Here is a 22,776-nt window from a genome sequence, read left to right on the forward strand (position 1 = left end):
ACAACCGGACGGCCCCCTTCGAGTCACCGGTCACAGCGCACGGGAGCCGACGGGGCGCGATCATGCAGCCGCCCCGGAAACGAGTGAGCCCCGATCCTTCAAGGATCGGGGCTCACTGCGCTCAGGCCGCATTCTTACGCGGCCGGCCGCGAGGGCGCTTGCGCGCGATCACGACGCCCTGCTCGAAGATCTGGCCACCCCACACGCCCCAGGGCTCGCCGCGCTCGAGCGCGGCGGCCAGGCAGGCGCGCTGCAGCGGGCAGGTCTCGCAGAGGTTCTTGGCCCGCTCGAGGTCCGACGGGGCCTCGGCGAACCACAGGTCGGGATCGCCTGCGCGGCAGGGCACGCGGCTCTCGATGTTGATACTGACGGAATCGATGCTCCGGACGTTCCCGTCCACGGGGCGTTCGTCCATGATGGTCGGCACTTCTGGTCACCTTTCCACCTGTTGTTCAGGTGGCCTCGGTAGCGGCGCCCGGTCAGGCGCACGGGATGTTCTGTGGTGAGTGCGCGAACCGTGTGGCGGTCCTCGATCCCCGACGGTGCGTGGGGGACGAGAGACCGCGAATCCACGGGTTCCGCGCGGCGGCGGGTCCCGTGGTGAATGTGAAGAGGAGGGTCGTGAGACCTAACCTCGTCGCATGGAACACACGGGGCGCGTCAGCGGTTCGTGATCGACGGCGGGCGTTGCCGGCTCCTGGCGCAGTCGCCACAAGCGGGGCGACATGCCGGGCAGGGCGTGGGAGGCCTCGATACGAACCGCTACGGCTGCGAACACTCCACCCTCTGCTGCGGTGAACTGCTTGCTTGCGTTGATGATTGCGTTGTTCATTTCGTTTGCCTCCTTTCGCGCGCTGGTCAATCACGTTCCGGCGGCGAGGCAGTGCCTCGCGCGTCTTCCCGTGCGGTCGAGAACCACAGTATGCGGATGAAACTATTCGCACAAGTTATTTTTGACCTGCGGTTATACGGTCGAGCGTGCTCGGCCACAAGAGCGAGTACCTCATCGCCGTACTTGTCGATCTTCGTGGAACCGATGCCGTTGATCCGCACCAGCTGGGCGCGGGTGCGCGGCAGGTGCTCGGCGATCGCGAACAGGGTGGCGTTGGAGAAGATCGTGTACGGCGGGACCTGCTGGTCGCGCGCCTGGCCGGTGCGCCAGATCTTGAGCGCCTCGACGAGATCGTCGTTCAGGTCCGACGGGCAGTCCTCGCAGCGCGAGCGCAGCTTCTCCTCGCGGGTATCGAGAATGCCTCCGCAGACGCGGCAGATGTCGGAGCTGCGCCGTTTCCCCTTGCTGGGCCCGCTTTCGGGCTGCCGGGGCCGCCCGGCGTCGGCCTGGCCGGCGACGACGTCGAGGAACCGCGTGCGCTTGCGGGTCTTACGGCCGCCCTCGTTGCGGGCGAGCGCCCAGGACAGGTGCAGGTGCTCCCGGGCGCGGGTGACGCCCACGTACAGCAGTCGCCGCTCCTCCTCGATCGGCTCCGGATCGCCCTTGGCGATGGCCTGCGAGATCGGCACGGAGCCCTCGGTGAGGCCGACGAGGAAGACCGCGTCCCACTCCAGGCCCTTCGCCGCGTGCAGCGACGACAGCGTCACGCCCTGCATGGTGGGCGGGTGCTTGGCCTCGGCGCGGGCGCGCAGCTCGGCGATCAGCTCGGCCAGGGTGAGGCCGGGCCGCTCCTTCGCGAGATCCGCGGTGAGCTCGACCAACGCGCCCAGCGCCTGCCAACGCTCGAGGGCGCGGGCACCGTCGGGCGCCTCGGCGGTGAAGCCCAGCGGCTCCAGCGCGCCCTTGACCAGGGACAACAGCTCGTCGCCGGCGACGCCGCCGAACTGCCCTGCGCGGTCCATCAGCGCGCGGACGGCCTGACCGATCTCGGGTCGCTCGAAGAAGGCGCTGCCGCCGCGCACCTGGTACGGGATGCCGGCCTCGGTGAGCGCGGCTTCGTGTACGGCCGATTGCGCGTTGATCCGGTAGAGGATGGCGATCTCGCTGGCGGGGACGCCGCGGGCCAGCAGCTCACGGATCCGCTTGGCGACGAGCTTCGCCTCCGCCGGCTCGTCGTCGACCTCGGCGTAGATCGGGGCGGGCCCGTCCGGTCGCTGGCCGATGAGTTCCAGGCGGGTGCCGGCGACCCGGCCCTGCGCCGCGCCGATCACCTTGTTGGCGAGCGCCACGACCTGCGGCGTGGAGCGGTAGTCGCGCTGCAGCCGGACGATCGTGGCGTCCTCGAATCGGCGTGTGAAGTCGAGGAGGTAGTTCGGGGTGGCTCCGGTGAAGGAGTAGATGGTCTGGTTCGCATCGCCCACCACCGTGAGGTCGTCCCGGTCCCCGAGCCAGGCGTTGAGCAACTGCTGCTGCAGCGGCGTGACGTCCTGGTACTCGTCGACCACGAAGCTGCGGTACCGGTCGCGGAACTCCTCGGCCACCACGTGGTTGTCCTCGAGGATCGCCGCCGTGACCAGGATCAGGTCGTCGAAGTCGAGCAGGCGGTTGCCGTCCTGGTCGGTCTTGCGCCGCTCGTACGCCGCGTAGACGTCGGCGACGGTTCCGGGCGCCATCGGGGCGGTGCGCCCCGCGTCCTCGACGGCCTTCGCATACGTTTCCGGCGTAACCAGCGAGGCTTTCGCCCAGTCGATCTCGCTGAGCAGGTCGCGGATCGTGTCGGTCTCCGGACGCAGGTCGCAGTCACGGGCCGCACGACCGATGATCGGGAACTTGTTGTCGAGCAGCTCCCAGCGGGTGTCGCCGATCGCGCGGGGCCAGAAGTAGCGCAGTTGCCGCATCGCGGCGGCGTGGAAGGTGACGGCCTGCACGCCCGGCTGACCGTCGCCGCCGCCGATGCCCAGCCCGCGCAGCCGCGCCCGCATCTCCCCCGCCGCGCGCGAGGTGAACGTGACGGCGAGCACCTGACCTGCGGCGACGTGCCCCGTCGACACCTGGTGTGCGATGCGGTGCGTGATGGTGCGGGTCTTGCCCGTGCCCGCGCCCGCCAGCACGCACACCGGTCCGCGCGGCGCGAGAACCGCCTCCTGCTGCTCCGGGTCCAGTGCTTCGATCACACCGTCGAGTATTCCAGCCGGGTCCGACAGGTCCGGGTGGGGGAAGAAGTCCGGGCGCGGCGTGGTTGAGTCATGGCATGAGCCAGCTGACGATGTACACCACCACGTGGTGCGGATACTGCAACCGCCTCAAGACGGGTCTCAAGGCCAACGGGATCTCCTGGACCGAGATCAACATCGAGGAGGACCCGGCCGCCGCGCAGTTCGTGGAGGGCGTCAACGGCGGCAACCAGACGGTGCCCACCGTGAAGTACGAGGACGGCACCACCGCGACCAATCCGTCGCTCGCCGACGTCAAGCGCAAGCTCGGCGTCTGATCCGTCCGCCCCGGAATCGTCCGGTCACCCGTCCCCAGGATCGATGGAGCGGATGACCGGACTTTCTCGTTCCCGGCTCAGGCCGCCGCGAGCAGCGCCCGTCGCTCGTCGATCCGCGCGACGTAGGCCCGGGTGAACACCGCCGGCAACGCGAACCCCAGGGCCTGTACCGCGATCCGCACCGGCTCCGGCTCGCTCATCGCGACGCAGGCCGCGCCCAGCAGGGCCGTGCCCGCGAAGGAAGCCGCCCACACCCCCGTGATGACCATGTTGACGTGCAGGAACATCGGATGCTGCGCGGTCTCCTCATCGACCGACCGACGCGCGATGGCCATCGTGAACGGGCGGCCCGTCGCGAGCCCGATCCCGGCGATCACCGCGAGCCACGCCGACGAGAGCGCACCGTCGTAGGCCTCGAACGGCGAGTGCGGCGCGGCGAAGGCGAGCATCGCGAGGGCGATGAAGAAGACGGCCCCGCCGAGTTCGAGCGCGCCGACCGCTCGCCGGGCGCGCCGGTCCTGCACCAGCAGCCCGACGGTGACCGCCAGGGCGGACACGGCGCCCCACTGCCAGCCGACGGTCGACGATGCGGCCGCCAGGACGATCCAGGGGAGGAATCCTCGTACGTAGCTCATGACAGGAAAACTACGAGGCGAACGACCGGAAGCCCTCGACCCGCGGGTGGAGATCCGGGTGGAGGAATCGAGCCGCTACTCCACCACCCGAGGGATGAACGGGTCGCTGTTCAGCGCACCATTGGACACTCGGACCACGACAGTGCCGGAGACGGACACTCTCACCGAGCGCACGGAGACAGGCCCGGCGCCGGGGAACATCCGCCAGCGGAGCAGGGTCGTGACGGTGTGCTCCCCCGGCGCGACGGGGATGTCGGTCGCCACGCGCCAGGACGCGGGTACCGGCGCATCGTCGTCGATCCTGACCCACGGCCGGTACACCGTCCGCACGAACCACCGATTGATCCAGTGCGCGGTGAACTCGACGGCGACGCGCGCGGGCACCCCTAGTCCACTCCTGCCCAGGCCTGGGTGATCGCGCGGGCGATGGAGATGGAGTTGGGCAGCAGCAGCGGCGCGTCGGGGGCGTCGGAGCTCCAGTCCCCTGCGGCCAAGGCGTCGCGGACCTGCGTGCGGCTGAACCACCGGGCCTCGGCGATCTCACCGTCGCGGAAGTCCAGCACCGCATCCCGGGACGCGCGAGCGGTGAAACCCAGCATCAGCGACCGCGGGAAGGGCCAGGGCTGGCTGGCGACGTAGGTGATCTCGTCGACCTCGATGCCCGCCTCCTCGCGCAGCTCCCGCGCGACGCACTGCTCCAGCGATTCGCCCGGCTCCACGAACCCCGCGAACAGGGAGAACAGTCGCTCGGGCCACTGATGCTGACGCCCCAGCAGTACGTGATCGCCACCGTCGTGCACGAGGGTGATCATCGCGCCGTCGGTGCGGGGGAACTCCTCGCGACCGTCGGCGGTGAGGCGGACCCAGCCCGCTTTTCCGGGAACCGTCGGTGCGCCGTCGACCGGCGAGAACGCGGCGGAGGCGTGCCAGTTGAGGATGCCGAGGGCCTGGCCGAGCAGCGCGGAGTCGACCGGGGAGAGGAGGTGGCCGCGCATCCGCAGGTCGGCGCCGTCGAACTTCTCGACACGCAGCGCGAAGACGATCGCCCCGTCGACCCGCCCGAGCAGCACCGCATCCGCCGGCCGCGAGGGGGCGACCTCGTGTCCGCGGGCGAAGACCAGGTCGGTGCCGTCGAGGTCGAACCGGCCGCGCGGGTCGATGCGCAGCACCTTCGCGGTCGCCCACGCCGCGTCGAGCGCGGCGTCGTCGGCGCGCAGTTCGTCGGCGCGGTCGACGTGATAGCGCGAGAGGAGCGGGGGCACGGTCAGACTGAGCTTCGCCACGCTCATCATCGTAGGCTGACCGCATGATCGAACCGTTCGTGGACGCCGCCTGGGTGCGGGCCAATCCCGGCGTGATCCTCGCCGACGCCCGCTGCTACCTCGACGGCCGGTCCACTCGCGAGGCCTACGCTGCGGGGCACCTCCCCGGCGCCGTCTACGTCGACCTCGACGGATACCTCGCCTCGCCCGCCTCCCCCGCCGAGGGCCGCCACCCGCTGCCGACGCCGGAGGCCTTCGCCGCCGGGCTCTCGGCCGCCGGCATCGGCGACGGCGCGACGGTCGTCGCCTACGACGACGCGGGCGGCGTCATGGCCGCGCGCCTGGTCTGGTTGCTGCGGGCGCTCGGCGAATCGGCGGCGCTGCTCGACGGTCCACTCGGCCCGCTCGACGACACCGCCACGGTCGTACCCGCTCCCGCGACCTTCACGCCGCGGCCGTGGCCGGCGGACCGTCTGGCCTCCATCGACGAGGCCTGCGCCGGAACCGTGTCCGTCATCGACGCGCGACCCGCCGACCGGTTCCGCGGCGAGAACGAGACCGTCGACCCGCGTGCGGGTCACATCCCGGGTGCCGTCAGCGTGCCCTGCCGGGAGAACGTGGTCGACGGTGCGCTGCTCCCCCGCCCCGCCCTCCGCGCCCGGTTCGAGAAGGCGGGCCTGCGGCCCGGCGAGGACTTCATCGCCTACTGCGGCTCCGGGGTCACCGCGTGCCACGACCTGCTCACCGCAGAGAACGCCGGATTCGCCGGCGGCCGCCTCTATCCCGGGAGCTGGTCGCAATACGCTGCGACCGACCGTCCGGCGGCGACGGGCGACTGAGCGCCGGCCGCACGGCGCGCCTCTCCTGTCCGCACCTCGTTCCGTGCGCTCTTCCTCGCGAAGCAAGGCCGTTCGTGGTGATATGGGCTCATGGTCAGGCGATTTCGTTTCGGTGTGAACATCCGGCCCACCGGCTCGCGGCGGTCGTGGGTCGACAAGTGCCGTCGGGCTGAATCGCTCGGCTTCGACGTAATCGGCGTTCCCGATCACCTCGGCATGCTGTCGCCGTTTCCCGCAGTGATCCTGGCTGCGGAGGTCACCGAGCGCCCTCGACTGAACACCTTCGTCTTGAACACGCCGTTCTACAACCCTGTCCTCCTGGCCCGCGACGTCGCCACCGTCGATCTCCTGACCGACGGCCGGCTCGAGCTGGGGCTCGGCGCTGGCTACGTCGAAGCCGAGTTCGCCGAGGCCGGCATCACTTTCCCCACCGCGCGCCGACGCGTCGACCAGGTGCGGGATACCGCCTCGACCCTCCGACGCTGTTTCGCCGCCGATGCCTACCGCCCCCGCCCGGTTCAGGCGGGCGGGCCACCTCTGCTGATCGCAGGATGGGGCGACCGCATGCTCGAGGTCGCCGCCGAGCACGCCGACATCGTCGCGCTGACCAGCGCCGCGACCTCGAACAGCGGTCACCTGACCCTCGCGACCGAGGCGGATGCAGCGGCACGGATCGCGCGACTGCACCACAGCCTCAGTGAGCGGGCCGACGCCGTAGACCTGAACATCCTGGTCCAGGCCCTGATCGGTCCCCGCGATACGGATGCTCTCGCGCAGGTCAGACCACATCTCGGCCGTGAGGTGGATCGCCCCGACGACTACATCAGCCTATTGACCGGCACAGAGCAGGACATGGCCGAGCAACTGCGTCGGCGGCGAGACGCCTACGGGATCAACTACATCACGGTGCTCGACAACAACATGGACGCGCTTGCCCCGATCATCGAGCTTCTGAAGGATTAGACCTTCGTGTCCGCGTTGCGGACGAACAGCAGCCGGTCGCCGGCTTCGACGACGGACACAGCGGGCGAGTCGACGCGGTACAGGTTGCCCTTGCGGACCACGCCCAGCACGATGTTCGGCAGGTGCCGCGGCGAGCGCCCGACCTCGACGCGGGTGACCTCGCGTTCGGCGATGTTGAAGCCGTCACCGGGTGAGAGCAGGTCCTCGATCATCTCCACCACCGACGGGGTGGTGGTCGCCATGCCGAGGAGGCGGCCGGCGGTCTCCGAGGAGACGACCACGGAGTCGGCGCCGGACTGGCGCAGCAGGTGGGTGTTCTCGGACTCGCGGATCGACGCGACGATCTTCGCGCGTGGGGCGAGCTCCCGCGCCGTGAGCGTGACCATCACCGCGGCGTCGTCACGGTTGGCGCCGATGATGATCGACGCGGCGCGCGGGGCGCCGGCGAGCCGCAGCACGTCGGCCTTCGTCGCGTCGCCGCGGACCGTCACCAGTCCGTCGATCTCGGCGACCTCGAGCGCGGCCTGATCGGTGTCGACGACGACGATCTTGCTCGGCTCGATGCCGTCGTTGATCATCGCGCTCACCGCGGTACGACCCTTGGTGCCGTAGCCCACGACGATGGTGTGGTTGTGCACAGCAGCCCTCCAACGTTGGATCTTGAACGCCTGGCGGGAACGCTCCGTGAGGACCTGGAGCGTGGTACCGACCAAGACGATGAGGAAGAGGATCCGGAGCGGGGTGATCAGCAGGACGTTGATCAGGCGCGCGGATTGGGTGATCGGGGTGATGTCGCCGTATCCGGTGGTCGACAGCGACACCGTGGCGTAGTACAGGCAGTCGAGGAAGGTCATCCGCGTCCGGCCGTCGACCCCTGCCTCGATGGCGGAGTCGCGGTATCCGTCGCGCTCGAGGTAGACGATGAGCACGGCCAGGAACAGGGCGCCGAGCGCGACGAGCACCCGAGCGCCGATCGCCCGCCACGGGTTGGTGGAGTCACCCGCGGGGATGCGCAGGACGCTGACCAGCGCGTGGTCGGGGAGGTCCGTCAGTTCGGACTTGCTCCGTCTACGGAACTTGGTGCGTGCGGACATACCTACCTGGACGATTCGGCGCGAGGAGTGCTGGTCGTTACCCGTCCGGTCTAGCACGTCCGGCGGAACCGACGAGCAATCTGCCACAATCTTCAGATGGTGTCCACAAACCGCCCCGCCCGTCGAACCGACAAGCTCGCGCGCGGTATGGCGCTGTCCCTCGCCGGAATGGGTGCGCTGCACTTCGTCGCGCCGAAGCCCTTCGACTCGATCGTGCCGCCGAACCTGCCGCTCGGTCTCACGCCCCGCCGCGCCACGCAGCTCTCGGGCGTGGCGGAGCTCACCACCGCCGCGCTGCTGGCCGCGCCGAAGACCCGCCGCTTGGGCGGTGTCGCCGCGACGGCGCTGTTCGTGGCGGTTTTCCCCGCGAACATCCACATGGCGCAGCAGTGGTCGGACAAGCCGCTGCCGCTGAAGCTGGGCGCGTACGCGCGCCTGCCCCTGCAGCTGCCGATGGTCGTCTCCGCCGTGCGGATCGCCCGCGACAAGGGCGACGCGGACTAGTCTTCGCCGGCGCTCGTGATCAGATTCGCGAGGCCCGCGTGGTCGAGCAGGTCCGACGGTGCGACCGTCTCCCCCGAGCGCACGTAGAAGAACGCGGCCCGCACGTCGTCGACGGGGACGTCGCGCAGCCGCGCCCACGCGAGGCGGTAGGCGGCCAACTGGACGGCGGCGGCCCGCTCGTCCGCGGGCTCGGTGGGACGTACACCCGTCTTCCAGTCCACGACGGTGAACCCGCCGCCCGGATCACGGAAGACCGCGTCCATACGACCGCGCACGACAGTGCCCGCGGCCGCGATCTCGAAGGGGATCTCGATGTCGACGGGGGTGCGCGCGGCCCATTCACTCTCTTCGAACCGGCGCTGGAGCAGCGCCAGGTTCTCGTCGGCCCCGGCGTCGCCGTCGGCCGCGCCGGGGAGCTCGTCGAGGTCGAGGAGCCGTGACGCCCCGTAGCGACGCTCGAGCCACGCGTGGAAGGCGGTGCCCCGCCGAGCGTACGGATTCGGCTTGAACGGCACGGGCCGGCGCAGCCTGCTCGCGAACGTGGCGGGACTGCGGCGCAGCTCCACCAACTGGCTCACCGAGACCTCGCGGGGCACGGCGACCTCCAGCTCGGCCTGTGCCTGCCGGGCGCGTTCGGCGAGCAGCGCGGTCACCTCCGCGGCCCAGCCGTACGGATCCGGCTGGTCCGGATCCGGCTCGGTCGCCCCGCGAGCGAGCTCGGCGAGCACCAGCTCGGCTCCGGCGTCCACATCCGGGCGATGCGCTCCGAGGAAGTCGCGCGGCCAGGGCAGGCGGACCGGCTCGGTCTCGAGCGGATTGGGCGTGTCCTCGAGCGGCTCGCCGGCCCACTCGGTCACGGCGTCGGGCGCGTGGTCGCGGGCCGCCACCAGGAAGCGCGACGGTGCCTTCGGCGTCTTCACGTCCTCGCTCCAGTAGTGTCCGGACAGCAGGAGCACCGACTGCGTGCGGGTGACGGCGACGTAGAACAGGCGCTCGTCCTCGTGCATGTTCATGCCCTTGAGGGCCTTGCGGTGCGCATCGAGCGCGTCCTCGAGGTCCTTGCGGTTGTTGCACCCGTCGAGATCGAGGCGCGGCACACCGTCGGTCTCCCCGGGCTCGGCGAGGTCGCCGCGCAGGTTCGGCTGCAGCTCGGCCGGCGTCGAGAGCCAGGTGGGGAGCGCGCGGTTCGACGGGAAGATGCCCTCCGACAGATGCGGCACCGCGACCACGTCCCACTCGAGGCCCTTCGCCGAGTGCACGGTGAGCACCTGGACGCGGTCGGTCGCCACCTCCACATCGCCCGGAGTCAGGCCGCCCTCCACCTTCTCCGCCGCCGCGAGGAAGGCCAGGAGCCCCGGTAGCGTCGCCGTCGGGCGCTCGGCGTAGGAGACGACCACGTCGGCGAAGGCGTCGAGGTGTTCGCGGCCGGTCGCGCGGCCGCCGAGTTGGCGGGACGCGCGGATGCGGGTCTCGATGCTCACGCCGAGCACCCGCTCCGCCTCGGCCACGACCTCCGGGAGCGGATGGCCCAGTCGTTCCCGGACGTGCCGCACCTCGCGGTCGAGGGAGCGGATCTTCGCCAGGCCCGCGGCGGAGTAGTCCGTCTCCGGACCGGGGTCGGCGATCGCGTCCCCGAGACCGGCCGCGTCGAGGCTCTCCGACGGGAGCGTCGCGTCCAGTGCCGCGTCGAGCTGATCCGCGGTGGCGACGGCGCCGGTCGCGGCGCGACCGGTGGTGTGCGCGATCCGTCGCGCCCGGTTCCACAGCGCCCGCAGGTCGGCGGCTCCGAGCTGCCAGCGCGGCCCGGTGAGCAGGCGCATCGCCGCGGTGCCGGCCAGCGGCTCCACGGCGAGACGCAGCAGTGCGACGACGTCCTGCACCTCGGGCGTGTGCAGCAGGCCCCCGAGGCCCACCACCTCGACGGGCACCCCGCGCTCGCCGAGCGCGGCGGCGATCCCCGCGGAGTCGGCGTTGCGGCGCACGAGCACCGCGACCGTGGGCGGCTCCTCCCCCGCGTCGATCCGGCCGCGCCACTGCTCGGCGATCGCGTCGGCGACCCAGTCCCGCTCGTCGATCACCGTGGAGTGCAGGGCGATCCGCAGGTCACCGGGCGGCGCATCGGGCCGCGCCTTCAACTCCGAGACGGGGACGCCGCGGCTGCGCAGATCTTCCGAGACGGCGTTGGCGAGGCTCAGCGCGCTGGTCGGGTTGCGCCAGCTGGTGAGCAGCTCGCGCCGCGGCGCCGGATGGCCGTCGGACTGCGGGAAATCCGTGGCGAAGCGCGGCAGGTTGGCCGCCGATGCCCCGCGCCAGCCGTAGATCGACTGGATCGGATCGCCCACCGCCGTGACCGCGGCGGCGCCCGCGGGCCCGCCGAACAGCGATGCGAGCAACATGCGCTGGGCGTGGCCGGTGTCCTGGTACTCGTCGAGCAGCACCGCCCCGAACCGGGCCCGCTCCAAGCCGGCGACGTCGGGATTGGCGAGCGCGAGCTGCGCCGCGAGACCCATTTGGCTGCCGAAGTCGAGCACTTCGCGTGCGCGCATCTCGGCCGCGACGGCCCGCACCAGTGGGATCAGCCGACGCCGCTGCTCCTGCACCTCGGCGGCCTTGAGCAGCGCCGCGTTCGGCGCCGCGCGCTGCCGCGGGCCGGGCGGAAGCAGCCCGATGAGCCGCTCGAGCTCGTCGTCGTCGGCCTCCAGCTGATCCGGCGTGACGAGGTGATCGGCCAACGCCCCCGAGAGCCCCAGCACCCACTCCGTGAGGTTCGCCGGGTTCCGGTCCAGCTCCAGCGCCTCGTCCCAACCGGTGACCACGTCGTACGCGATCTGCCATCGCTCCGTCTCGGACACCAGGCGCACCGAGGGCTCCACGGGCAGGAGCATCCCGTAGTCGCCGAGCAGGCGTCCCGCGTACGCGTGGTAGGTGCTGATCTCGGGCTCGACGGTGCGCAACGACGCTCGGAGCTCGCCCGACGGGTCGATCCGGTCGACGACCGGCGCCCCGGCGAGGCGGGCCAGCCGCTTGCGCACACGGATCATCAGCTGCTGCGCTGCCTTGCGGGTGAAGGTCAGGCCCAGCACCTGGTCCGGGGTGACGTAGCGGTTGGCGATGAGCCACACGACGCGGCCGGCCATCGTCTCCGTCTTGCCCGCTCCCGCGCCGGCGACCACGAGGCACGGGCCCAGCGGCGCCTCGATGACGGCGCGCTGCTCGTCGGTGGGCGCGAAGGCCTGTCCCAGTTCGTGCGCGAGGTCGACCGCGGAGATCAACGGGGCGTGCGGGAATCCGTCAGTCATCGGTCACCGCCCTTCCCTTGTCGACGACGGGACAGCAGGACGCCACCGCGCAGTACTGGCACGAGGCGTTGAGGGTGGCGGCGAACTGCGGTCCGCGAGTGCGGCGCGCCGCCTCGCGAATCACGCCGAGCCACTCGTCGACGTCCTCCGGAGTTAGCGCGTCCTGCTCCCGCACCGTGGCACCGGTCTTGTTGTGCGCCTTGGCCACGTACACCAACTTGCCGCCGCCGGGAGCCTCCGGCACCCCGTCGATGCCGCCGTGGGCGAGCGCGACCTGGTAGGTGCGCAGCTGCGCCTGGGCCTGTCCCTCCGCCTGCGTGGGCAGGGTGCGCCCTGTCTTCACGTCCACCACGACGGCCCGCCCGAGCGCGTCGCGCTCGAGTCTGTCGATCCGGCCGCGGATCCGCACGTCCGGCTCCTCACCGCCGGCCCCCACGTCCCCGGGAATCACCGCGTCGACACCGATCTCGACGCCCGCCTCGGTGAGTTCGCCGCGACTGCCCGCGAGCCAGGCGCGAAAGGACTCCAGCATCTCCTCCGTGCGCACCAGCTCCCGCTGCGCGAACCAGTCCGCCTCGAGATCAACACGGTCCCACACCTTCTCGAGCGAGCGGGACACCTCGTCCTTCGGGATGCGTCCCGCGACGGCCTGCACCAGGGTGTGCACCAGGTTGCCGGTGGCCTGCTTGGCGGAATCGCCGTCGCTGCCGCCGAAGCGCTCGAGCATCCACCGCAGCGCGCACGCAGAGAGCGCCTCCACGTTCGACGGCGACAGCGCCACCGGCCCGTCCTCGGGCGTCCACAGCGGATCGTCGGTGCTCGCACCCGCCATGCCGTACCAACTGTCCGGGTGCGCCCCGGGGACCCGGTCGGCCGCGAGTCGCGCGAGCTGCCGCGCCGCGTGGGCGCGTTCCTGCGGCTCACGCGCGGGATCGCAGACGGCGGTGCGCAGCACGGCGACCAGGGTCCGCAGATCCAGCGAGGCCGACGGTGCGCTCTCCACCGCCGGTGTGTAGGTCTCCGGGTCCTCGTCGCCCGACGGTGCGATCCCCTGCAGGAATCGCGAGGGCACGAGGTCGCCGTCGCCGTCCGCGGTGTCGACGGCGGTGATGAGCAGCGTGCGCCGCGCGCGCGAGCACGCGACGAACAGCAGCCGGCGCTCCTCGGCGAGCAGCGGCAGCGACCGGGACACCGTGGGCAGCGCCGACGGGTCCATCCCGTCGAGCGCGTCGAGCAACTCATCGGTGCCGAGCAGGCCGCCGCGGCGCCGCAGATTGGGCCAGCGTCCCTCCTGGACGCCCGCGACGGCGACGACCTCCCACTCCCGCCCGACGGTGCTGTGCGCCGACAGCAGCGTGACGCCGGGGACGGCGGCCTGCCCACCACGGCCGCGGGCGCGGTCGGACCGCGGGATCTGCAGTTGCTCCAGGTATTCGACGAAGGCGCCCACGGAGGCGGTGGGGAGGGTGTCGGTGAAGTCGGCCGCCGAATCGAACAGCCCCATCACCGCGTCCAGGTCGCGGTCGGCCTGGTCCCCCAGTGTGCCGCCGCGCAGTGCGAGCGCGCCCCAGCGGGCGGCGAGGCCGGTGGCGGCCCACGCCGCCCAGAGGACCTCCTCGACGGTGCCGTGCTCGGCCGCGGTACGCGCCGCCCGCACGGCGGCGAGCACGCGTTCCACCGGCTCGGCCTCGAGTTCGGTGAGCACGGCCTTGTACGGCGCGAACTCCGCGGCACCGGTGAGGACCGCCGTGAGGATCTCCGCGGAGCCGCGGTCCTCGGCGGGATCGGCGCGCCGCACCGCGCGACGCACCCGGCGCAGCGTCAGCGGATCACCCCCGCCGACGGGGCCGGACAGCAGGGCGACGGCCTCAGCCGGGTCGATCCCATCGGGTGCGACGGCGGCGCGCAGCACGAGGAGCAGCGCGTGTACGGCCCGCTGCCGGGCGAGCGGTACGTCGTCCGCCGGCACCGTGACCGGGACGCCGGCGTAGGCCAAAGCGCGACGCAGCGGCGCGACCGACGCGGACACCGACCGCACGACGACGGCCATGTCCTCCCAGGGCACGCCGCCGAGGACGTGCTCACGGCGCAACATCGCGGCGATCGCATCGGCCTCCTTCGCCGCGGTGGAGAACAGGCGGACCGACGCTCCGCCGGGACGCGGGCGCTCGGGCGCGACAGCACCGAACCGGTGGGGCAGGCGCGCGGAGACGCGGTTCACGGCACCGGCGATCTCCTCGCCGAAGCGGAAGCTGCGCTCCAGCAGGACGTCCCGCTCCGGCGTGACGTCCAGGTTCTGCAGGAAGCGCGTGCTCGCGCCGCGGAAGGAGTTGACCGCTTGATCGGGATCGCCCGCGATCACGGTGAGTTCGGTGCCGGTGCCGAGGAGCCGGATCAGAGCGGAGGCCAGGGGATCGAGGTTCTGCGCGTCGTCGACGAGGAGGAAGCGGATGCGCTCCCGCTGCTGAGCGAGCAGGGCGTCGTCGGTGGCCAGCGCCGTCACTGCCGCGTCGATGAGCTCCGCCGCGTCCACCGCGGGCGCCACCGCCTGCGGGCCGGCGAGGCCCACAGAACCGCGCAGCAGCGTGGTCTCCTGGTACTCGCGCAGCGCCTCCGCGGCGGCCAACCACTCCCCGCGGTTGTACCGGCGCGCGAGTTCCTCGATCTCGTCGGGGCCGGCCCCGCGCTGCGCGGCCTGGGCGAAGAGATCACGCAGCGCCCCGGCGAAGCCGTTCGTGACGAGCGCGGGACGCAGGCGCTCCGGCCAGAACGCCCCGCCGTCCTCCAGGTTGCCGCGCAGCAGCTCCCGGACCACGGCGTCCTGCTCGGATCCGGTGATCAGCCGCGGCGGCGGGCTCCCGGTGCTGGACGCCTGCAGCCGCAGAACGGCGAAGGCCAGCGAGTGCACAGTGCGCACCAGCGGCTCGCCGGAGGCGTGCACGCCCTCGCTGCCCGCGAGTACCCGCGCAGAAAGCTCACGGCGCAGCGCGGCCGCCGCGCGCTTGTTCCCGGCGAGGATCAGCACGGACTCCGGCTCCACGAACGGATCGGTGAGCTTCGCGACTGCGATATCCACCAGCGCGGAGGTCTTCCCGGTACCGGGGCCGCCGCGGATCCGGTACGGCGCCCAGCCGCCCACGTCCAGTGGGAGTTCACCGGTGGCGGGCGCCGCGAGCGCGGCGATCGGGCCCGCCCACTCACGAACCGGCGGTGGTTCCGGGGGCGTGTACTGCAAGCGCAACCGCGGTCGACGGTGCTTCCCCGCACCGTCGGTTCCTCGACTCCCGGCTCCGGCGTTCACGCGCACCCCCTCTCCGACCGATGTCCGACGATCACATCACAGCCCACTGACAACCTCGCGACGGCACCGCACAGGGCATGATCGGGGCATGCTCAACACGCACGCGTACGGCCCGGCGTCGTCCGGCGCACCCACCGTTCTGGCGATCCACGGCGTCACCGGTCACGGCGCCCGCTGGCGACGATTCGTCGATGACGAGTTGCCCGGCGTGCGCGTACTCGCGCCGGATCTGCGCGGCCACGCCCGCTCGACCTGGGCGCCGCCGTGGCACCTCGAACAGCACGTCGCCGACCTGGTCGAGGTGATCGAGCAGCACGGCGGCGGGCCGGTCACGGTGGTCGGGCACTCCCTCGGCGGCGCGCTCGCATGCCGACTCGCGGCCACTCGCCCGGATCTGGTGCGAGCGCTCCTGCTGCTAGATCCCGCGCAGGAGCTGGATCCCGAGATGTGCGGGACGATCGCCTCGCAGACCATCGAGTTCTTCGACTTCACCTCGCCCGAGGAGGCGAAGCAGGAGAAGCGGTCCGGGGCATGGGCGCAGGTCCCGGAGCCGGTGCTCGACGACGAGATCGCCGAGCACCTGGTGCGCCGCGACTCGGGCCGCTGGGAGTGGGACATCAGCTGCGCTGCGATCGCGGCGTTGTGGGGCGAGCTCGCCCGACCAGCGGTGGGCGCACCGTCCTCGATCCCGACGGTGCTGTTGCGCGCCGAGCGCGCGCACTTCGTCACGGACGCACAGCTCGCGGCGATGCCGGACGGGGTCGAGGTGGTCACGGTCCCGTCCGATCACATGGTCGCGCAGGAGATCCCGGCCGTGGTCGGCGAGTACGCGCGACGGCTGATCGGGTAGCGATGGCCAGGGTCACGGAGGAGCAGGTCGAGGCCGTGCGGGCGCTGATCGCGGCGATCCCTCCCGGGCGGGTGCGCACTTACGGCGACATCGCCGACGAGGTGGGCCTGAGTTCGCCGCGGATCGTCGGCTGGGTGATGCGCACCGACGCCTCCGACCTGCCGTGGCACCGGGTCGTCCCCGCCACCGGACGCCCCGCCGCGCACATCGTGACGGAGCAGCTCGCCCGGCTGCGAGTCGAGGGTGTGCTCGCCGACGGCGACCGGATCCCGCTGCGCGACTACCGCGTCTGAACGAACCGCTCGGCGCTCTCGCAAGGACGGCCCCGAACCCCACTGATAGATGCAAGACTCCCACTCATGGCGGGATCCACACAGAACATATTTCTCATAACAGTCGCTGAAGGAGAGTTGGATCTTTCGTCATTTCCAGCTCTGACAGACGTCAGTTTTGCAGTCGACCGTCGAACCCCTAGCCCCGGCTATGGGCGACTCGCCGCCATTGTCACAGTAACACCAACTAGGCATCCACTCATCACACATCTAGGGTGGCTGCACTCGGCGCGTAACAGAACAAATCTCGATGCAACATGGATCCTGAGCAACATAAAGTCCCTAGAACGGCCCATTCCGATTTCCGAACTACAGTCAGCGACCAACGACCCCCAGCAGGAGATTTTCAGCAGGCTCAACGCACGTCGCGGCGCGCAGCTCGGAACTCGGATTTCCAAGTTGTTGCGCGCAGAGCTGCGCAACCTTACCCAGTCGAGCGAATGGCCCGTCGGAGCCACCCCCAATTGGATTGACACTCGCACCCAGAACGAGGTGACGCAAAACCACTCCAACGCAGTTGGGACTGCCTTGATGTTCGGCGGAATGAGTCCAGACAGAATCTCCGCAGCACCGCTGCCCGGGTCTAGCCCCCTCGAAGAGCTCCGGGTTTCTCCTAGCGAGCCAAGCTTGATCGACCACGACCTCAGAACAATCCCCGGAATGACTGGAGACCAGCGCGACCATGATGTCTTCCGTTTCACGAATGGACGCAACACGGTCGACGTGATCAACGTAAATGCCACAGGCATCGAAACTGCAACCGGAGTGGACTTAATCTATTTTAATCACGACTTCCAGAGTTTCGTCCTAGTGCAATACAAGCGAATGACCATCAGTGAGCACTCGGCGAGAATCTCAGGTGTTGACGAGAGGTTCCTAAGCCAGCTCGACCGAATGAAACGATTCGACTCTGTAATAGCAACCACCGCAATCCCCGACTCGTCCGAAGCCTTCCGCCTGTACCCAGGTTCAACGTTCGTAAAGTTTGCCTACCCTCTAGCATCGCCATCAAAGGGTGCCGACCTAACTCGGGGAATGTATGTCCCATCAAACCTCTTGCGGATCCTGGATCAGGAAGGCGCGTTGGCGACGCCTCGCGGGGCAAGAGCCGTGACCCACGACAACCTAAAGAGATGGCTCAGCAATGACGATTTCGTTTCACTGGTGAGAAACGGCTGGGTCGGAACCTCCAACGTTGCAATATCCGACATCGCGCGTTTCGTGAGAGAGAGCTTGCGGCTACAGCGGATCACAGTCGTGGCAGCACACCAGTCTGACGCGCAGCTAACAGCAACCACGCCGAACGATGCCTAGTTCTGAGCGAAGCGCTCGACGAGCAGGTCGATCACCTCGGGCGCGGTGCCGAGCGGGCCCGCGGTCCCGTCCGCGCCGGCCTCGGCGAGCCGGGTGTGGAACAGCCCCTCGGCCAGCTGGTACGCGGCGAGGAAGACCCGCCGCCTTGGGGCACGGACGTCTTCGAGCGCGTCGGCCACCGTCGGGGTGCCCGCCGCGAGGAAGCCGGCCGGGACCGGGGGGCCGACCGCGTCGGAGAGATGACCGGCCATCGTCCGGACGTCCGCGCGGGCGGCGGGGTCCGATGATCCGGTGGCGCCGAGCACCACGTCGTCGCCGGGCAGCCACCCGGCCTCGCGCAGGCGACGCATGAGCGCGCCGACCAGCGCGCGGTCCGGTCCCAGCGCCGCTGTGACGGTCACCGCGGGGTGGCCGCTCGCCGCGACGTGCCGGGGCACATCGGTGTGCACGTGGTACCCGGCGGCGAGGAAGGCGGGCACGAGCACCGTCGGGCGGTCGTCCCCGCGCAGCAGGTCCGACGGTGACGGCCCCCGCACGTCGACGAAGGCCACGTCGACCGGGCCGGTCCGCCGGGCGACGGCGTCCGCGACGGCGCGGACCGTCGCGATGCCGGTGTCCGAGCGGGTGCCGTGGGCGACGAGGATGCGCCGCTCCGCCGGGCCTCCGCTCAGAGCAGCCACCGGCCGATCTCGACGATGTGCTCGAGTCCGGGCAGCGCCTCGGCCTCGGAGCGCGGGTGCACCGCGTGCACGGCCAGGCGGAAGATCAGGGCACGCAGCACCATCTGCGGCCATTCCGGCAGGTCACTCCACCGCATGAGCAGGCCGTCATCGGCGCCGCCCCAGGACAGCCCGTCGACGGCGACGACCGCGGCGGCCCAGGTCGCGGGGCGCCAGTACGGCGTGAAGTCGGTGATGCCCGGCGCGGCGGCGCCGGCGAACAGCACCGAACTCGCGAGGTCGCCGTGGACCAGCTGGGATGCGGACTCCACCGGCGTCCGCAGGGCCGCGAGCTCGGTCACCAGCTCGACGGCCCGCCGTCGGTGCTCCTCGGTCTCGTCGAGGGCACCGAGCTTGCGGGCCATCGCGAGCGGCTTGTCCTCCCACGCGGCGCGGTCGGCGAAGCCGAAGTAGTCGACGTCGGTGAACGGCGCGACGACAGGAGCCGCGAGGAACCGCGGCCGCTCCAGCTTGGCCGTCACCTCGTGCAGGCGGTTCGCCATCGAGATGATCTCGTCGAACCGCGGCTCGGCGGAGCCGGCGATGAAGGTGTCCGCCCGCCAGCCCGAGACCACGTAGCGGCCGTCGGTGGCGCGGAAGGGGCGGGCCAGGCGCATGCCCTCGACGTAGAGGTCCTCGCGCACCTTCGCGGACCACGCCGCCCGGGCGTGGTCCGCGATGAGGGAGAGCACGACCTCGCCGCAGCGCCATCCGCCGTCCCACTCCGCACCGAGTGCGATGGGCTCGGTCTCGTCCAGGCCGAAGGTGGACAGGACGTGCGCGGGGGGCTCGACGGGGCTCACAGAAGAAAATCTACCCGCGCGAGGCCGATGAGGCCGCTAGGCGCGGCCCGGTTCGACCAGGAGGATCGGGATCAGCCGGTCCGTCTTCTCCTGGTACTCGGCGTAGGGCGGGTACGCGGCGACGCCGCGCGCCCACCACTCCTCGCGCTCCGCGCCGTGGATCTCGCGCACGGGCCCGGACACCACGGTGGTGCCGTCCTGGACCTCGACCACGTCGTTCGACAGCAGCGCGGAGTACCAGACGGGGTTGTCCGGCGCGCCGCCCTTGGACGCGAACGCGGCGTACACCCCGTTGTGCTCCACCCGCATCAGCGGGCGGCGGTACAGTTTGCCGGACTTGGGGCCGCGGTAGGTGAAGACCACCACCGCCATCCCCGCGACCGCCACGGAGTCCGTGGTCCCGGTCTCGTCGATCTTCGCCAGCTGGTCCGCGACCCAGCCGGCCTTCTCGGTTGCGTATTCACCTTCGAGGGCCATGCCCCCACCCTAGAACCTTCTCCGGGACAATGGAGGGCGTGACAGACTCCCGCCCCGTCGTGACCGTCTCCGTCCAGTTCCCCGACCTGTCCGTCGCCGAGTTCGACGGTGTCCGCGCCCGCCTCGTGCAGAGCCGCCACGGCCGGATCGTCGTGCCGCACGAGGCGCATCGCTGGTACGCCGCGTCGTCGGACCCGGAGACGGTCCGAGCGCTGGTCTCCGCGCTCCGGGCCGCGATCGAGGGCAGGCGGCTCTCCTTCGACGACGAGGAGGCGCTCGACGATCTGAGCCAGGAGTACGCGGACTGGCTGGAGGAGTCGACGGAACGCGACGACGCGGACCCCGGCCCGATCATGAGCTTCTCGGTGCACCTGCCTGCTCTGGACCGCGACGAGTTCGCCGCGCTCGCGGAGTCGCTGCGCGCCGAGCACCCGCGGCGGATCGTCCTCGGCGAGCAACGCGGCCTGAGCCATCACGAACTCTCCGAGCGCTCCCGCATCACCGCCCGGGTTCCGGGCATCCGTGCCGCCCTGCGCGGTGAGCCGCTCGGCGCGGCCGACACCCTGCCGCTGATCGCGCTCCTGAACGACTACGCGGGCTGGCTGTCGGAGCATCATCACGCCTGATCCGGCGCCTCGGCGATCACGTCGAGGCCGTCGCATGCACGACGTATGGGCGGTGGCTCGTACGCCCGGCTGGGCGGCGCGTCCGGCCGGGGCTCGATCCGTACGAGACAGGTCTGCGCCGAACTGCCCTGCGCGAGCTGTGACGTTCCGATGTCGGGCGTCAGGACATTGGGGTTGCCCTGCAGATCCAGCGAGCCGGGCTCGCCCGGACGCTCCGGGTCGTACCAGCCGCCCGTCGCCATCACGACCACCCTCGGAAGGATGCCGTCGGTCGTCCGCACCGCGGCGAGACAGGCGCCGCGTTCATTGCTGACCGTGACCACGTCGCCGGCGGCCACACCGAGTCTGCGCGCGTCGTCGACGTGCATCGTGAGGACCTCACGGCCGCCGATCTTGGTCGCCCGGCTCGCGGCGGAGAAATCCACCTGGCTGTGCAGGCGCCCCCGGGGCTGATGGCTGAGGAGATGGAAGAGACCCTCGTCCGCGAGCGCCGAATCGCTACCGAGCCACTCGTCCGGCTCCTGCCAGGCCGCGTGGCCCGGGCAGTCCGAGTACCCGAATCCCGCCACAGTCTCGGAGAAGATCTCGATCCGGCCGGACGGCGTGGCGAGCGGGTGCGCCTGCGGATCCTCGCGGAGCTTCGCGAAGACGTTGTCGCCTCCGACGAGAGGCACCTCGACACCGTCCTGCAAGGTCGTGAAGTCGTCGTAACTCGGAAGGTCCACACCGCGGTCGGCGAGACGCGAGGCGGTCTCGGCGAAGAGCCTGCGCACCCATCCGTCCGCGTCCAGTCCCTCCGTGAATCGGTCGGCGAAGCCTCTGCGCCGCGCCACCTCCGCGAAGGCCTGGAAGTCCGTCGGGACGCCGTCGGGCGGTTCCTGGACGCGCCGCATCGCGAGCAGGGTCGTGTCGCGGCTTCCCCCGGCGATGTCGTCACGCTCCAGCGGCGTCGCCACCGGGATGACGATGTCCGCATGCCGCGCGACGGGCGTCCACCAGGAGTCGTGCACGACGACGGTCTCAGGGCGGTTCCATGCTCGCAGAAGCTTGTTGATGTCCTGTTGATGATGAAAGGGGTTGCCGCCCGCCCAGTAGACGAGTCGGATATCGGGATAGGTGAGGACCTCGCCGTCGTACCGAAGGCGGCCACCGGGGTTGAGCAGCATGTCGGAGATCCGCGCGACCGGTATGTACGCCGACACCGGGTTCCGGCCCTGCGGCAGGCTTGCGACTCCCATCGATCCTCGATACAGACCGAGGCCATGGGTCATACTCAGGCCCGCGGCGAAGCCGCCACCCGGCCGACCCATCGAGCCGCTCATCGCCGCCAGTGTCGTTCCCGCCCAGTAGGGTTGCTCGCCGTACTGCGCACGCTGTATCGACCAGGTCAACGAGACCACGGTGCGGTGACGCACGGCGGCATCGGCGAGTTCGCGCGTGGTCGCGGCCGGCACTCCGGTGATCCGCTCGGCCCACTCGGCCGTCTTCGGAACGCCGTCCACGTCGCCGAGTACGTAGGCCCGGAACCGGTCGTAACCCGCACAACAGCGCTCGAGGAAGTCGTGGTCCTCGAGCCCGTTCCGTGCCACGTGGTGCGCCATGCCCAGCATCAGTGCGGTGTCGGTACCGGGCCTGATCGGAACCCATTCCGCGCGCAGGTCCGGGTCCAGATCGCTGCGCAGTGGACTGATCAGGACGAACCGCACGCCGGCCTCGGCACAGGCCCGTTGAGCTTCCGCAGCGCGGCTACGGAGCATGCCGCCCTGGTTCACGCGAGTGTTCTTCAACGGCGCTCCGCCGAACCCCAGGAACAGTTGGCCGTGCGCGGCGATCTCGGACCACTGCGGGCTCCAGTCGAACATGCCCATGCCGGGACCGCCGATGACACGTGGCAGAACCACCTCCTGCGCGCCGACGCTGTAGCTGTTGCGCGACGAGACGTAGCCGCCGTCCATATTGAGGAATCGGTGGATCTGGCTCTGCGCGTGGTGGAAGCGCCCCGCACTGCCCCAGCCGTACGAGCCGCCGAAGATCGCCTCGTCGCCGTGGTCCTTCCGGACCCGGCCGAGTTCTTCGGCGATGAGCTCGTAGGCGTGACTCCACTCGACCTCGACCATCGGCTCGCCACCACGACGGTTGCCCTCCGATCGTGGACCGCGTTGCAGCCATCCCTCGCGGACGTGCGGGCGCACGATGCGCAGCGGGTGATCGAGGGTCTCGTGCAGTCCTTCGGCCAACGATCGCCCGGCGGGATTCTCGGCGGTCGCGGCGGTGGACCGGGCGCGTCCGTCCCGAACTGTGAAGTCGAATGTTCCCCAGTGCGTGGTCGTGCGGCGGGTCTCAGTGGCCATATCGTCCTCCTTCGGCCCTTCGGA

20 protein-coding genes are annotated in these 22,776 nt (G+C 70.7%); 8 read left to right on the plus strand and 12 right to left on the minus strand.

Annotated features, from left to right (window positions below):
• Window positions 1-121: 121 nt before the first annotated feature.
• Window positions 122-427: a WhiB family transcriptional regulator gene (locus FK268_RS03290; protein WP_269434205.1), complete on the minus strand. Its 306-nt coding sequence runs from the start codon at window positions 425-427 to the stop codon at window positions 122-124.
• Between the two features lie 431 nt (window positions 428-858).
• On the minus strand, window positions 859-3,066 hold the full coding sequence (locus tag FK268_RS03295) for an ATP-dependent DNA helicase UvrD2 (protein WP_269434206.1): 2,208 nt from the start codon (window positions 3,064-3,066) through the stop codon (window positions 859-861).
• 77 nt (window positions 3,067-3,143) lie between these two features.
• Between FK268_RS03295 and FK268_RS03300 the strand changes: the two genes are divergently transcribed.
• A complete protein-coding gene (locus FK268_RS03300; RefSeq protein ID WP_146431052.1) occupies window positions 3,144-3,383 on the plus strand; it encodes a mycoredoxin in 240 nt (79 codons plus the stop codon).
• A gap of 77 nt (window positions 3,384-3,460) precedes the next feature.
• On the opposite strand, the gene FK268_RS03305 is transcribed toward FK268_RS03300, so the two are convergent.
• From FK268_RS03305 to nudC, 3 genes are all read right to left on the minus strand, one after another.
• Entirely contained in the window at window positions 3,461-4,018 is a 558-nt protein-coding gene (locus FK268_RS03305; protein ID WP_146431054.1) for a hypothetical protein, read from the minus strand.
• A gap of 75 nt (window positions 4,019-4,093) precedes the next feature.
• Window positions 4,094-4,402 carry a hypothetical protein gene (locus tag FK268_RS03310; RefSeq protein ID WP_146431056.1) on the minus strand — a complete coding sequence of 103 codons (309 nt, stop codon included), beginning with the start codon at window positions 4,400-4,402 and terminating at the stop codon, window positions 4,094-4,096.
• A 2-nt stretch (window positions 4,403-4,404) separates the two neighbouring features.
• A complete protein-coding gene (nudC, locus tag FK268_RS03315; protein WP_146431058.1) occupies window positions 4,405-5,310 on the minus strand; it encodes an NAD(+) diphosphatase in 906 nt (301 codons plus the stop codon).
• A 14-nt stretch (window positions 5,311-5,324) separates the two neighbouring features.
• On the opposite strand from nudC, the gene FK268_RS03320 reads away from it, so the two are divergent.
• Complete coding sequence (locus tag FK268_RS03320; RefSeq protein ID WP_146431060.1) at window positions 5,325-6,119, plus strand: sulfurtransferase; 795 nt, start codon at window positions 5,325-5,327, stop codon at window positions 6,117-6,119.
• Between the two features lie 114 nt (window positions 6,120-6,233).
• On the plus strand, window positions 6,234-7,082 hold the full coding sequence (locus FK268_RS03325; RefSeq protein ID WP_231706892.1) for a TIGR03621 family F420-dependent LLM class oxidoreductase: 849 nt from the start codon (window positions 6,234-6,236) through the stop codon (window positions 7,080-7,082).
• Here the strand turns inward: FK268_RS03325 and FK268_RS03330 are convergent.
• On the minus strand, window positions 7,079-8,176 hold the full coding sequence (locus tag FK268_RS03330; protein WP_146431064.1) for a potassium channel family protein: 1,098 nt from the start codon (window positions 8,174-8,176) through the stop codon (window positions 7,079-7,081). The two genes, FK268_RS03325 and FK268_RS03330, sit on opposite strands and share 4 nt — an antisense overlap.
• A 96-nt stretch (window positions 8,177-8,272) precedes the next feature.
• Between FK268_RS03330 and FK268_RS03335 the strand changes: the two genes are divergently transcribed.
• Window positions 8,273-8,680, plus strand: a complete 408-nt coding sequence (locus tag FK268_RS03335; protein WP_146431066.1) for a DoxX family protein — start codon at window positions 8,273-8,275, stop codon at window positions 8,678-8,680.
• Here the strand turns inward: FK268_RS03335 and FK268_RS03340 are convergent.
• On the minus strand, window positions 8,677-11,979 hold the full coding sequence (locus FK268_RS03340; protein ID WP_146431068.1) for an ATP-dependent DNA helicase: 3,303 nt from the start codon (window positions 11,977-11,979) through the stop codon (window positions 8,677-8,679). The two genes, FK268_RS03335 and FK268_RS03340, sit on opposite strands and share 4 nt — an antisense overlap.
• Window positions 11,972-15,280 carry an ATP-dependent helicase gene (locus tag FK268_RS03345; protein ID WP_146431070.1) on the minus strand — a complete coding sequence of 1,103 codons (3,309 nt, stop codon included), beginning with the start codon at window positions 15,278-15,280 and terminating at the stop codon, window positions 11,972-11,974. The genes FK268_RS03340 and FK268_RS03345 overlap by 8 nt, the downstream gene beginning before the upstream one ends.
• Before the next feature lie 88 nt (window positions 15,281-15,368).
• On the opposite strand from FK268_RS03345, the gene FK268_RS03350 reads away from it, so the two are divergent.
• The 3 genes from FK268_RS03350 (at window position 15,369) to FK268_RS03360 (ending at window position 17,776) form a co-directional block, all read left to right on the plus strand.
• Complete coding sequence (locus tag FK268_RS03350) at window positions 15,369-16,130, plus strand: alpha/beta fold hydrolase (protein WP_146431072.1); 762 nt, start codon at window positions 15,369-15,371, stop codon at window positions 16,128-16,130.
• Window positions 16,131-16,132: 2 nt separating this feature from the next.
• The gene (locus FK268_RS03355) at window positions 16,133-16,423 is read left to right on the plus strand and encodes an MGMT family protein (RefSeq protein WP_146431075.1); all 291 of its coding nucleotides are present in this window, start codon (window positions 16,133-16,135) and stop codon (window positions 16,421-16,423) included.
• A 66-nt stretch (window positions 16,424-16,489) separates the two neighbouring features.
• Entirely contained in the window at window positions 16,490-17,776 is a 1,287-nt protein-coding gene (locus FK268_RS03360; RefSeq protein ID WP_146431077.1) for a hypothetical protein, read from the plus strand.
• Here FK268_RS03360 and FK268_RS03365 read toward each other — a convergent pair.
• The 3 genes from FK268_RS03365 to FK268_RS03375 are packed head-to-tail and all read right to left on the minus strand — an operon-like array spanning window position 17,773 to window position 19,775.
• A complete protein-coding gene (locus FK268_RS03365) occupies window positions 17,773-18,456 on the minus strand; it encodes a sirohydrochlorin chelatase (protein WP_146431078.1) in 684 nt (227 codons plus the stop codon). The genes FK268_RS03360 and FK268_RS03365 overlap by 4 nt on opposite strands.
• A complete protein-coding gene (locus FK268_RS03370; RefSeq protein WP_146431080.1) occupies window positions 18,444-19,298 on the minus strand; it encodes a TIGR02569 family protein in 855 nt (284 codons plus the stop codon). Before FK268_RS03370 ends, FK268_RS03365 begins: the two co-directional genes overlap by 13 nt.
• A 36-nt stretch (window positions 19,299-19,334) precedes the next feature.
• The gene (locus FK268_RS03375) at window positions 19,335-19,775 is read right to left on the minus strand and encodes a nitroreductase/quinone reductase family protein (protein ID WP_146431082.1); all 441 of its coding nucleotides are present in this window, start codon (window positions 19,773-19,775) and stop codon (window positions 19,335-19,337) included.
• A gap of 38 nt (window positions 19,776-19,813) precedes the next feature.
• Here FK268_RS03375 and FK268_RS03380 point away from each other — a divergent pair, with 38 nt between their 5' ends.
• Window positions 19,814-20,401, plus strand: a complete 588-nt coding sequence (locus FK268_RS03380) for a hypothetical protein (protein WP_146431084.1) — start codon at window positions 19,814-19,816, stop codon at window positions 20,399-20,401.
• On the opposite strand, the gene FK268_RS03385 is transcribed toward FK268_RS03380, so the two are convergent.
• Window positions 20,392-22,752 carry a molybdopterin-dependent oxidoreductase gene (locus FK268_RS03385; protein ID WP_158636028.1) on the minus strand — a complete coding sequence of 787 codons (2,361 nt, stop codon included), beginning with the start codon at window positions 22,750-22,752 and terminating at the stop codon, window positions 20,392-20,394. The two genes, FK268_RS03380 and FK268_RS03385, sit on opposite strands and share 10 nt — an antisense overlap.
• Window positions 22,753-22,776: the final 24 nt, after the last annotated feature.

Origin of the sequence: Tsukamurella sputi (genome assembly GCF_007858445.1) — a bacterium.
Classification (GTDB): domain Bacteria; phylum Actinomycetota; class Actinomycetes; order Mycobacteriales; family Mycobacteriaceae; genus Tsukamurella; species Tsukamurella sputi.